The sequence below is a fragment of the Flavobacterium tegetincola DSM 22377 genome, from assembly GCF_000425485.1.
In the GTDB taxonomy this organism is placed as follows: domain Bacteria; phylum Bacteroidota; class Bacteroidia; order Flavobacteriales; family Flavobacteriaceae; genus Flavobacterium; species Flavobacterium tegetincola.
In genome coordinates, this window is record NZ_AUDN01000008.1 from 246394 (window position 1) to 258389 (window position 11996).

Below are 11996 nucleotides of genomic sequence, written 5' to 3' on the forward strand. Positions count from 1 at the left end.
CCAAGAAACTCACCTAGCCCCGACAGAAAGGAGCCCCGATTTTTCATCGGGACGGGATGATGGCGGGAAAAAGGAAACCTGAAACAACACTATCGATTCGCTCCCAATTTAATTACGGAAAAGGGGATGTTATCGGTAAAAGAAGGTTATCTAATTATCATTTTGTACATTTGCAGCAAGTTTTTTTATTGATAATTTAAACAACACGATATTATGTTAAAAGGATTTTTTCATGTGCCAAAGGCGGTTAACGAGCCGGTAAAGTCTTATGCACCAAATAGCCCGGAGAAAAAAGCGGTTTTAGAAGCGTACACTAAAATGTGGAACGAGAAGATTGACGTGCCTAATTACATAGGTAGCGAAGAAATTAGAACGGGAAACACCAGAAATATGTCGGCACCACACGACCATAAACACATTGTGGGAACGTATCATCTAGCAGAGAAAAAGCATGTAGAGCAAGCGATTGCAAATGCTTTGGAAGCTAAAGATGCTTGGGCAAACTTGGCTTGGGAACAACGTGCCGCTATCTTCTTGAAAGCAGCGGAGTTGATTGCTGGACCGTACCGTGCGAGAATTAACGCGGCTACGATGATTGCTCAATCCAAAACGATTTACCAAGCAGAAATAGATGCTTCTTGTGAGTTGATTGACTTCTTACGTTTTAACGTAGAGTTCATGACGCAGATTTATAACGACCAACCAAAATCGGATTCTTCGGTTTGGAATCGTTTGGAATACCGTCCGTTGGAAGGTTTTGTATATGCAGTAACGCCTTTTAACTTTACGGCTATTGCAGCCAACTTGCCAGCGAGTGCGGCAATGATGGGGAATGTAGTGGTATGGAAACCGAGTGATAGCCAAGTGTTTTCGGCAAAAATTATCATTGATATTTTTAAAGAAGCGGGTGTTCCTGATGGAGTAATCAACGTCGTTTTTGGTGATGCTCAAATGGTAAGTGATACGGTTTATGCAAGTCCTGACTTTGCTGGAATTCACTTTACAGGTTCGACTCACGTGTTTAAAGATATTTTCAAACACATTGGAAACAACATCCACACGTACAAAACCTACCCAAGAATTGTAGGAGAAACAGGTGGAAAAGATTTTATTGTAGCACATCCTACAGCTAATGTAAAACAAGTGGTTACGGGAATTTCTCGTGGTGCATTTGAATTTCAAGGACAGAAATGTTCGGCAGCTTCTAGAGCTTATATTCCGCAAAGTATGTGGGCTGAAGCCAAAGAATTGTTGATTAAAGATGTGAAATCGTTTAAAATGGGTTCGCCAGAAGATTTTGGAAACTTTATTACAGCGGTTATTCACGAAGGTTCGTTTGACAAACTAGCTAGTTTTATTGACCAAGCGAAGAAAGACAGCGATGCAGAAATTATTGTGGGTGGAAATTACGACAAATCGAAAGGGTACTTTATTGAGCCAACGGTAATCGTGACTACAAATCCAAAATATGCAACGATGGAAACAGAATTGTTTGGACCTGTGATGACGATTTACGTTTACGAAGATGCAAAATGGGCAGAAACATTAAAACTGGTTGACGAAACTTCTCCGTATGCATTAACTGGTGCTATTTTTAGTGGCGACCGTTATGCCATTGCAGAAGCGACTGAAGCGTTGAAAAATGCAGCGGGTAACTTCTACATCAACGACAAACCTACAGGTGCTGTTGTGGGAATGCAACCTTTCGGTGGAGCAAGAGCTTCAGGAACCAATGACAAAGCGGGTTCTCCATTGAACTTGTTGAGATGGGTTTCGCCAAGAACGATTAAAGAAACTTTTGTTACTGCAGAAGATTATAGGTACCCGTTTTTAGGGGAATAGTCTTTGTTGTCAGTTGACGGTTGACAGTTTTGAGCAATTTATAGAAAAACCGAGTCATTTAGTTGGCTCGGTTTTTTTTGTGGAAATTAAATTCGTAATCAATTGAATGTACTAATGAATGAATGCTCAAAATGAAAAACTACTTGAATGTAGCTAAACCATTAAGATAATAAGAAAATTAAGCTCAATACTTATCCTAATTAAACATAAGAATGCTCACTCATTTGATGCAATAAAATAGTACTATTCAAGTAAAAAATGTAGCGTATAAATTAAAATTTAATCCCACTTCATGCATCTTACTATCTTAATGGTTCAAAAAAATTAAGCTTTAAACTTCAAAGGTAAATGCACTACTTTCTTGGTTTCGAAGAATTCACCCTCAAAAAACTCGGTGATATTGTATTCTTTGGCACTTGGAAAATCTTTTAATTCTTCGGTTAAGTCGCCTCCTTTTAGGTAGAGAATTCCGTTTTTGAGTGCGTGTTTGTTTTGCTTTTTGATTTTGGTTTTGACCCAAGAAACGAAATCGGGCATGTTAGTTACGGCGCGACTTACGATAAAATCGAAATCACCTTTTACGTTTTCGGCACGCATTTGTTCGGCTTTTACGTTTTTTAATTCTAAAGCTTCGGCAACGGCTTGTACTACTTTTATTTTTTTGGCGATGATATCAATCAAGTAAAAACGCGTTTCGGGGAATAAAATAGCTAGTGGAATTCCTGGAAAACCACCGCCTGTACCGACGTCTAAAACGTAAGTTCCGGGTTCAAAAGATTGGATTTTTGCGATTGCTAACGAATGCAATATGTGTTTGGTGTACAATTCGTCGATATCTTTTCGTGAAATCACGTTGATTTTGGCATTCCATTCGGGATATAATTCGCCTAATTTTTGAAACTGTTGCTTCTGAACATCAGATAGATTAGGGAAATATGTGCTAATTTCTTCCATTTTAAACTTTTTTACAAAAGTAACTAATTTTAAAGGCAAATATTTAACCTTTGTGTGGCGTTTTCAATTTTATTATTTTTTATCTTTGGAGTCGTTTATTTTTACATCTAAATACTATATGAATACCAACATACCCACGTTTTCAAAAAAAGACAGTCTTAAATTTTTCCGAACGTTAAATTCAAGAGTGAATGCTTATTTTAAAGAAAACAACATACAAAAAACTGGAAACTGGAAACTGCATTTAAAAGCTGTTGTGATGTTTGTACTGTTTTTAACTCCTTACTTTTTAATTCTTACAATTCAGATGCCTTTTTGGGTGATGCTTTTACTTTCCGTTGTCATTGGAATTGGTATGGCTGGAGTGGGAATGAATGTGATGCACGATGGAAATCATGGTTCGTATTCGAACAAAACGTGGTTGAACAAATTTATGGGTGGAAGCATCTATATTTTGGCTGGAAATGTACACAACTGGCAAGTGCAACACAATGTTTTGCACCATACTTATACGAATATTCACGGTCATGATGAGGATTTAGATGCGGGAAGAATTATTCGATTTACGCAAGAAGCGCCTTGGTATAAGTTTCATAAATTTCAGCATTATTACTCTGTTTTTCTTTACGGATTATTGACTTTCAACTGGGCTTTAACAACCGATTGGAAGCAAATGAAAGCATATTTGAAACGTAAATTGTCATACGGAGAACCGCAAAATCCTGCGAAATTATGGACGGTTTTAGTGATTACTAAAATTATTTATATTTCAGTGTGGTTGGTTTTACCAATGGTAATTGGAATCGCTTGGTGGAAAGTTTTACTAGGCTTTTTAGTCATGCATTACACAGCTGGTTTGATTTTGAGTATTGTGTTTCAATTGGCTCACGTTGTGGATGAAACGACCAATCCATCTCCAAACGAATTAGGCGAAATGGAAAACACTTGGGCTATTCACCAATTGTATACGACAGCTAATTTTGCTCCGAAAAATGCAATCGTAAACTGGTTTACAGGTGGTTTGAATCACCAAGTTGAACATCATTTATTTCCGCATATCAGTCATATTCACTATGGTAAAATTGCTGAAATCGTGAAGCAAACCGCAAAGGAATGCGACCTTCCGTATCATGAATTTCAAACGATGACTGCCGCTGTAGTTGCACATTTTAAACACTTGAAGGAGTTGGGGCAAAAACCAATGTTGGTAGCTTAATTAGACACTTTAAATTGTACAAAATACGTATTAAATATTTTGAACTTAATACTAAAAATCAATCGGCACGGATGTAAAAAATCTTGTTGCCGATTTTTTATTTTATAAAAAATAAGACGTGGTTTTCTTTCCATGTAATTTGAACTAAAGCCTTATATTTGTAAACGAATACTAACATTTTAAACTTTATTCCATGAATCAATTATCGGATAGAATTAATAAGATTTCCACTTCACAAACTTTGGCAATGGCCGCTTTGGCGCGCGAATTGAAAGCACAAGGAAAAGATATCATCAGTTTAAGTTTAGGTGAACCTGATTTTAACACGCCTGATTTTATCAAAGAAGCTGCGAAAAAAGCAATCGACGAAAATTACAGTACGTACTCGCCAGTGGATGGTTATATGGATTTGAAACAAGCCGTTTGTAAAAAATTCAAACGCGATAATGACTTGGATTATACACCTGCAAATGTGGTTGTTTCTACTGGAGCCAAACAATCGTTATACAATATTGCTCAAGTAATGATTAACGAAGGTGATGAAGTAATTCTTCCGGCACCATACTGGGTTTCTTACTATGAAATTGTAAAAATGGCGGGTGGAATCCCTGTTGAAGTTCCAACTTCTGTAGAAACCGATTTCAAAATCACACCGGAACAATTGCAAGCTGCGATTACTCCAAAAACAAAAATGATTTGGTACAGTTCGCCTTGTAACCCTAGTGGTTCTGTATTTAACCGTGAAGAATTGACGGCTTTATCGAAAGTGATTTTGGCACAAAAGCAAACGATTTATGTAGTTTCTGATGAAATTTACGAGCACATTAATTTCTCTGGAACATTCTGCAGTATTGCATCGATTCCAGGAATGTTTGACCAAACGATTACTGTAAATGGTGTAGCAAAGGCATTTGCTATGACTGGTTGGAGAATTGGTTACATCGGAGCTCCTGAGTTCATTGCAAAAGCATGTACAAAAATGCAAGGCCAAGTTACTTCTGGCGCGAATTCTATTGCACAAAGAGCGACGATTGCAGCTGTTGAAGCCGACCCAAGTGTTTTAAATGAAATGGTTGGTGCTTTTAAAAGCAGACGTGATTTAGTGGTGAAATTAATTCAGGATATTCCGGGATTGAAATTAAATATTCCTGAAGGTGCGTTTTATGTATTTCCTGATGTCTCATCTTATTTTGGAAAAACTTTGAACGGAACTGAAATTAAAGATGCCACTGATTTTGCAATGTATCTTTTGGCAGAAGCCAATGTAGCTTCAGTTACTGGGGAAGCTTTTGGAAACCCAAATTGCTTAAGATTATCATATGCAACAAGCGAAGACCAATTGACGGAAGCGTTTACTAGAATCAAGAAAGCGCTAGTGTAATTGATATTTATATAAAATAGAAACCCCGAAATTTTTAAGATTTCGGGGTTTTTTTAGTTTTAGAAAAGAGTATTTATTTCTTGCGGTAATTCATTAAATATTACTTTCTATTATCATAATCGATATCAAATTTAGCGAAAAGTTTCTTGGTCATCGACTTGTTTACTTTTTTTGACAAATCAGAAATAGCTGCCTTTTCAGTTTCTTTTTCAACTGATTTTGTCGGCATTTCCGTTACCTTAACTCCCATTTCTAAAGCGAGTTCTTTCAATAATAAAAGTTTCTTTTTCGAAGTGCTGTCTAATACTAAAGTCATAATTTCTATTATTTTATACTCAAAGATACAAAAAACACTACAAAGTTATTCGGCGTTTCAATTTATTAAAGCTGTACAACCGCTACCGCATCAATCTCAATCAGCCAATCTCGATTTCCTAAAATCGAAACGCCTACTAAAGTACTCGCTGGATAATTGCTTTCGCCAAGAAAATCTTTTCGCACTTTTCTGTAAATAGGCAAGTCAATTTCTGGGTTAAAATGTACAATATACGTGTTCATTTTTACCACATCTTGAAACGTCGCGCCACATTCCGTTAGTAAATTTTCTAAATTTTTGAATGTGTCTATGGTTTGTAATTCCAAATCACTACCAATTCCTATTTGACCCGAAATATGCAGGGTTTTGGTGTTTTCAGTTTCTACAACCACAACTTGCGAAAATCCTGCATTGGGATGAATGTATTCTTTTTTGAACATGTTTAGAATTTAATTAGTCGTTAGTGTTTTACAAAATCACAGCAAATTTCGTTTATTTTCAGCAATACTAAATTGCAATTGGTATTCGTTAGGGATTATTTCTTAATTTAATTTTACAAAAATTATCTTTACAAAAATTAAATCCAATCGAAATGTCAAAAATACTATTACTCGGTTCCGGCGAACTTGGAAAAGAATTCACCATTGCAGCACAACGAATCGGTCAAACGGTAATTGCCGTTGACAGTTATGAAAATGCACCAGCGATGCAAGTTGCCAATGATTTTGAAGTCATCAATATGCTTGACGGAACGGCTTTGGATGCAATTGTTGCCAAACATAAACCGGATTATATTGTTCCAGAAATTGAAGCGATTCGAACGGAACGTTTTTATGACTATGAAAAACAAGGAATCACTGTTGTTCCTTCGGCGAAAGCGGCGAATTTCACCATGAATCGTAAAGCTATTCGGGATTTGGCGGCGAAAGAATTAGGTTTGAAAACAGCCAAATACCAATATGCAACTACTGGCGAAGAATTGCAAAAAGCGGTTGCCGAAGTAGGAATGCCTTGCGTGGTAAAACCATTAATGAGCTCGTCTGGAAAAGGACAATCAACTATAAAAGTGGAAGCTGACATTGAGAAAGCTTGGAATTACGCACTTGAAGGTTCGCGTGGTGACGTGGTAGAAGTCATTGTGGAAGCGTTTGTGAATTTCAATTCTGAAATTACACTTTTGACGGTTACCCAAAACAATAATCCAACGCTTTTTTGTGCTCCAATTGGCCACCGACAAGAACGAGGCGATTACCAAGAAAGTTGGCAACCGGCTCTAATTTCGGACAAAGATTTGTTTGAAGCACAAGATATGGCAGAAAAAGTAACCGAAGCTTTGGGTGGTGCTGGTATTTTTGGTGTTGAATTTTTCTTAGCCGACGACGGCGTTTATTTCTCCGAATTATCGCCAAGACCTCACGATACGGGAATGGTAACTTTGGCGGGAACGCAAAATTTCAATCAATTTGAACTGCATCTTCGGGCGATTTTAGGCTTTCCTATTTTCGAAATCAAACTTGAAAAAGCAGGTGCAAGTGCTGTAATTGCTGCGAAAGAAAATTCGGAACACATCGTTTATGAAGGTTTGGAAAAAATCGCTGCTTTACCAAAAACCGATTTTAGAATCTTTGGCAAAAAAATAAGTCGGCCTTATCGAAGAATGGGTGTTTCATTAACTTATGATACTTTGGAAACTCCAATTGCAGCAATAGTGGACAGAGCTGTTGAAGCAGCAAAATTGGTTGAATTAAAATAGGAAATATTCTAATTCAATTTTGCCACAGATTCAAAAGATTACCACAGATTTAATCTTTTGAATCAAAATAATCTGTGGCAAAAAAATGTATCTTTTATTTCATTTTTTTCTATATTTAAAGAATGAATTTACTACTGAAAAATATCGCAAAACACGTTACTTTAACTGAACAGGAAGAAGAACGTGTTTTGCTTTTGACCGAACTTCAAACATTCAAAGCAAAAACTATTTTGCTCAAAGAAGGCGATATTTGTACACAGTCTTATTTTGTAATTAAAGGCATTTTAAGAAGCTACACGAGAGACGAAAATGCCGTGGAACACGTGGTTAATTTTGCTTGTGCAGAATGGTGGATGGCCGATATGTACAGTTACCTTTCCCAACGTCCGGGCCAACTTTTCATTGAAGTAAATGAAGATGCAGAGGTAATTGTATTGACTAGAGAAAATCAAGAAAAGCTCTATTCTGAAGTTCCTAAACTGGAACGCTTCTTTAGAATTTTAATCGAAAATTCATTGATTGCCAATCAACGTCGGCTAATAAATAACTTGACTTTTACGGCTGAAGCGCGTTATGATCTTTTTACTAAAAAATTTCATTCCATACTTCCTTACCTTCCGCAAAAGCAAATTGCCTCCTATATTGGCGTGACTCCCGAATTTTTCAGCCGAATGAAAGCCCGACTTTTAAAAAAATAATTTCATAATCTAGGTCAAGTGCTCTTTTTGTGCAAGCTTTGTAAATTTGTAAAATAAAAATCAATAAAAATTTTAGATATGAAAAATACAGTCTTACATACAGCAGATTCACGAGGACATGCCGATCACGGTTGGTTAAATGCTTATCACAGTTTTAGTTTCGGAAGTTGGTTCAATCCAAACCGCGTTCAGTTTGGAACTTTACGCGTTTTAAATGACGATACCGTTGCAGCAGGAATGGGCTTTGGAACGCACGGTCACGAAAATATGGAAATCATCACGATTCCGCTTGAAGGCGATTTGGCACACAAAGACAACATGGGAAACGCCGAAACCATTAAAACGGGCGACATTCAAGTTATGAGTGCCGGAACGGGCATTCAACATTCGGAGTTTAATCCAAATAAAGACATTCGAACTAAATTATTTCAAATTTGGTTGTTTCCAAATAAGCAAAATGTAACGCCACGGTACCAACAAATTACATTAGATAAATCGTTGCAGAAAAATGATTTCGCACAAATTTTATCTCCAAATATAGAAGATGAAGGAGTTTGGATTCATCAAGATGCTTGGTTTTATTTGAGTGATTTTGACGCCGACTTTTCAAAAAAACTAGCTTTGAAAAAAGAAGGAAACGGATTTTACATCATGAATATTGAAGGTGAAATTGAAGTAGATGGAGAAAAACTTTCAACTAGAGATGCCATTGGAATTTCAAATACTTCTGAAATTGAAATTAAAGCCACTAGAGTTTCAAAGTTTTTAGTAATGGAAATTCCGATGAATGTGTAAATGTTTTATAAAAAATTTGCCACAGATTAAATGATTTTCAGCGGTTTAAAATGCTTTTAATTTTCTTAAACTGTGGCATAAAATTAAAATAAGCAATAAAACCAAAATACATAATCTAGGTTAAGTGGCTTTCGATTTAGACAAACTAAATTTGTACTATCAATAATACTAACAATAAAAAACATAAAAATGGCAATAACTAAATGGGCAATTGATCCAACACATTCAAGCATAGGTTTCAAAGTAAAACACATGATGTTTACAAACGTAAGAGGGAATTTTGAAAAATACGATGCTACAATTATTTCTGATGAAGCTGATTTTTCTAAAGCTACTATTGAGTTTTCAGCTGATATTGACTCCATTAATACCGATAATGCGGATAGAGACAAACACTTAAAAAGCGCTGACTTTTTCGATGCAGAAAATCACCCGAAATTGACTTTCAAAGCTTCTTCTTTCACCAAAGCTGGAGATGATTATGAAATTGCTGGAGATTTGAGCATGCACGGTATAACAAAATTTGTAAAATTTCCAGCAGAATTCAGCGGATTGATGACCGACCCGTGGGGAAATACAAAAGCAGGATTGAACATCTCTGGAAAAATTAACCGTAAAGATTGGGGATTGAACTGGAATTCAGCTCTTGAAACAGGTGGAGTTTTAGTAAGTGAAGAAGTAAAATTAGAAATTGAATTGCAATTGGCACAACAATAATTTTCATCTTAAATAGATTTAGGTTCAAATAAGAAACCCTGTTTTAGTAATTTAAAACAGGGTTATTTATTTATTATCAGTACTGAAGTTCAAAATCCGTTCCGATTAATTTTATTCACATTCGTCGAACTACTTTACAATACTTTATGCTCTTTTTCGGCTTTGGAATCCAAATAATTTCCATAAATAATTCCAGCTGCTAGTCCAATCGGAAGGCCAATCCCTATACCTAAAGCAATGTTTCCCAAAGCTACGCCAACGGGCAAAAATACTACCCAGCCCAAACTCATTCCCAAAGCCATGTAACGGCTTTTATACTTCCCTTTTCGAATAAAACCAAATTTTTTATCTACATACGTTTGCAAATTTGAAATTTCATTTAGGTGTTTTGTTCTGTATTTTGGTGACTTACCATCTGTTTTAACAGGAATTTCTCTAATCACAAAACCAACTTTCGATTGTAATTCCTCATCAGAAATTATAACCTCTTTTGCCAATTTTTGTAAAAGATTCGATAAATAAGAATATTCAATATTTTCCCTTTCTTGCTCTGAAAAGTGTACGGTCTTTGCTTGCAAAAGCTCTTTCATTTCTGTTACCCAGTTTTCCATCTCTAGTAAAGTTATTTTTTAGTTTTACTATTTCCCAATCGAAAGATTATCAAAATCAGAAACCGTAATTATTTTCTCTAAATCCACGTCAAAGTAAATTTGAACACTATCACCAACCACGGTAATCGGAAGTTCGTTGGACGATTGCGAAGAACCCACAAAAATCGAAGGACTGTCATTGACCATAAAATAATAAAAACTATTGCCGTTCTTGATGTCATTTGATATCCGAGTTACCACGGAATTCAACTTTTTCTTGGTGGTCAAACTTTCACTATCCACACCATTATCGGCCATATTATACACGTTTTTATAAGCCATAAGCGCTTCACGCATTGTATTTCCAACACCTACAATCGTGTAATCTTTAATGGAAACCATCGCAAACATTTTAACCAAACCGCCATCATCTTTCAAAGTCATTACATACGTTGGAATATTATTAATCACATACGGAATAGGCAATGAAGCATGATATCCCTTCTCCTGTACTTTCCCTTCCGCGGAACTTTGAGCCGCATATTCTGTCGCACCACTTTGTTTATAATACGTCGTTTCCTTGGTTCGCGTATCTACCAGAACAAAACCAACTGTGGATTCCTCTTTTCCAACCGAAGATAATCCGGTATACCAATACGATTTGTGATTTTCACCGTAGACCAAAGTCAAACCTTCTGTAGTTTGCAATTTATTTTCATTGGACCAGTTCCAGTAGCCTTGGACGTATTCGCCCCAATCAGAAAGTTGTTCCTCAATAAAATGGATCGGTTGAATTCTATCTACCCAAAGTGGCGTTTCTTCCATTGAATACTCGGTAATAACACCCGTTTGAGCATCTACAATTAGCGTTCCGGTGGCATTGCTTCCGCCAAAACCAATTTCCTTTTTATAGGTAGTTACAATCCAAAAAGGATTCCCTTCATCATCAATTTCAAAACTAAAATCAGTCAAACCGGTAGTTGTATATCCCTTGAAATAAACGTGTCTTTCAATTTCAGAACCAAAAAATGCTTCCGGTTGGTATTTAATTTTTACCGGCTTTCCGTTGATCTCTTGTACTAATTTCACGTCGCGTTCATTCGTTGCCGATACCATTACATAACCTGGAGTTCCTTCGCTGTTGTTCATCCATTTTAAAAAACCCGTGTGCAAAAGTGGGGCAACCCAATACAATTTGTTATCTACTTTCTGAATGGTAAATTCTCCTATTTCCGCCTGACTACCTAAAGAAGGTTGCGAGCCAATGATTTTTTCGCCTAACAACATTGCCAATCTTTCGTCAACTACTCTAATCTCGTCTAAAGAAATCGGAGCGATGTGATTTTTTAAATCGTCACCGTTTTTAACTTCACCAATTAAATTGCGATACGTTTCGCTTCTGAACATCGGAAGTGACGTTACCAAAGGCAAAATGATGACGTAAGCCAGAACAATTGCAATTAAAATTTTGAAAATCTTACTCGGTTTTTGAGTGATAATCAATTGTTTATTGGCAGGATTTACAGCTAATTTGGTAAAAAGAACTACTCCAATTAAAAGTAAAAGTAGTATTAAAATGGGCAACTGTACGAAACCATAATTCAGTACCGGTTGACCAAAATAAAACATTAGAAGAGCAACAAGAACTAAAACGATTACCGCAAATATTTTTTTCATAACTTATAGTTTGATTATTAAATAAGTCGCAAATAAGAGCAAATGTTACATTTATTG

12 protein-coding genes are annotated in these 11996 nt (G+C 36.2%); 7 read left to right on the forward strand and 5 right to left on the reverse strand.

Annotated features, from left to right (window positions below; genetic code table 11):
- Positions 1–213: 213 nt before the first annotated feature.
- On the forward strand, positions 214–1842 hold the full coding sequence (pruA, locus tag H602_RS0102665) for an L-glutamate gamma-semialdehyde dehydrogenase (RefSeq protein WP_026976628.1): 1629 nt from the start codon (positions 214–216) through the stop codon (positions 1840–1842).
- Positions 1843–2166: 324 nt separating this feature from the next.
- Here the strand turns inward: pruA and rsmG are convergent, their stop codons facing one another.
- Positions 2167–2796 carry a 16S rRNA (guanine(527)-N(7))-methyltransferase RsmG gene (gene rsmG, locus H602_RS0102670; protein ID WP_026976629.1) on the reverse strand — a complete coding sequence of 210 codons (630 nt, stop codon included), beginning with the start codon at positions 2794–2796 and terminating at the stop codon, positions 2167–2169.
- A 118-nt stretch (positions 2797–2914) separates the two neighbouring features.
- Here rsmG and H602_RS0102675 point away from each other — a divergent pair, with 118 nt between their 5' ends.
- Both H602_RS0102675 and H602_RS0102680 read left to right on the forward strand, forming a co-directional pair.
- Positions 2915–4012: a fatty acid desaturase family protein gene (locus H602_RS0102675; RefSeq protein ID WP_026976630.1), complete on the forward strand. Its 1098-nt coding sequence runs from the start codon at positions 2915–2917 to the stop codon at positions 4010–4012.
- Positions 4013–4205: 193 nt separating this feature from the next.
- Positions 4206–5393: a pyridoxal phosphate-dependent aminotransferase gene (locus tag H602_RS0102680; RefSeq protein WP_026976631.1), complete on the forward strand. Its 1188-nt coding sequence runs from the start codon at positions 4206–4208 to the stop codon at positions 5391–5393.
- A gap of 100 nt (positions 5394–5493) precedes the next feature.
- Here the strand turns inward: H602_RS0102680 and H602_RS0102685 are convergent, their stop codons facing one another.
- Together H602_RS0102685 and H602_RS0102690 are read right to left on the reverse strand one after the other, a co-directional pair.
- Positions 5494–5709 carry a hypothetical protein gene (locus tag H602_RS0102685; RefSeq protein WP_026976632.1) on the reverse strand — a complete coding sequence of 72 codons (216 nt, stop codon included), beginning with the start codon at positions 5707–5709 and terminating at the stop codon, positions 5494–5496.
- 65 nt (positions 5710–5774) lie between these two features.
- Positions 5775–6149 carry a RidA family protein gene (locus tag H602_RS0102690; RefSeq protein WP_026976633.1) on the reverse strand — a complete coding sequence of 125 codons (375 nt, stop codon included), beginning with the start codon at positions 6147–6149 and terminating at the stop codon, positions 5775–5777.
- Between the two features lie 152 nt (positions 6150–6301).
- On the opposite strand from H602_RS0102690, the gene purT reads away from it, so the two are divergent.
- The 4 genes from purT (at position 6302) to H602_RS0102710 (ending at position 9672) form a co-directional block, all read left to right on the forward strand.
- Positions 6302–7462 (forward strand): formate-dependent phosphoribosylglycinamide formyltransferase, encoded by a 1161-nt coding sequence (gene purT / locus H602_RS0102695; protein ID WP_026976634.1) that lies wholly within the window; start codon positions 6302–6304, stop codon positions 7460–7462.
- A 122-nt stretch (positions 7463–7584) separates the two neighbouring features.
- Positions 7585–8160: a Crp/Fnr family transcriptional regulator gene (locus H602_RS0102700; protein WP_026976635.1), complete on the forward strand. Its 576-nt coding sequence runs from the start codon at positions 7585–7587 to the stop codon at positions 8158–8160.
- Between the two features lie 78 nt (positions 8161–8238).
- Entirely contained in the window at positions 8239–8955 is a 717-nt protein-coding gene (locus H602_RS0102705; protein ID WP_026976636.1) for a pirin family protein, read from the forward strand.
- Between the two features lie 189 nt (positions 8956–9144).
- Positions 9145–9672, forward strand: a complete 528-nt coding sequence (locus tag H602_RS0102710) for a YceI family protein (RefSeq protein WP_026976637.1) — start codon at positions 9145–9147, stop codon at positions 9670–9672.
- 134 nt (positions 9673–9806) lie between these two features.
- On the opposite strand, the gene H602_RS18040 is transcribed toward H602_RS0102710, so the two are convergent.
- The gene (locus H602_RS18040) at positions 9807–10283 is read right to left on the reverse strand and encodes a hypothetical protein (RefSeq protein ID WP_035758750.1); all 477 of its coding nucleotides are present in this window, start codon (positions 10281–10283) and stop codon (positions 9807–9809) included.
- 27 nt (positions 10284–10310) lie between these two features.
- The gene (locus tag H602_RS0102720; protein ID WP_026976638.1) at positions 10311–11939 is read right to left on the reverse strand and encodes a hypothetical protein; all 1629 of its coding nucleotides are present in this window, start codon (positions 11937–11939) and stop codon (positions 10311–10313) included.
- Between the last annotated feature and the right edge of the window lie 57 nt (positions 11940–11996).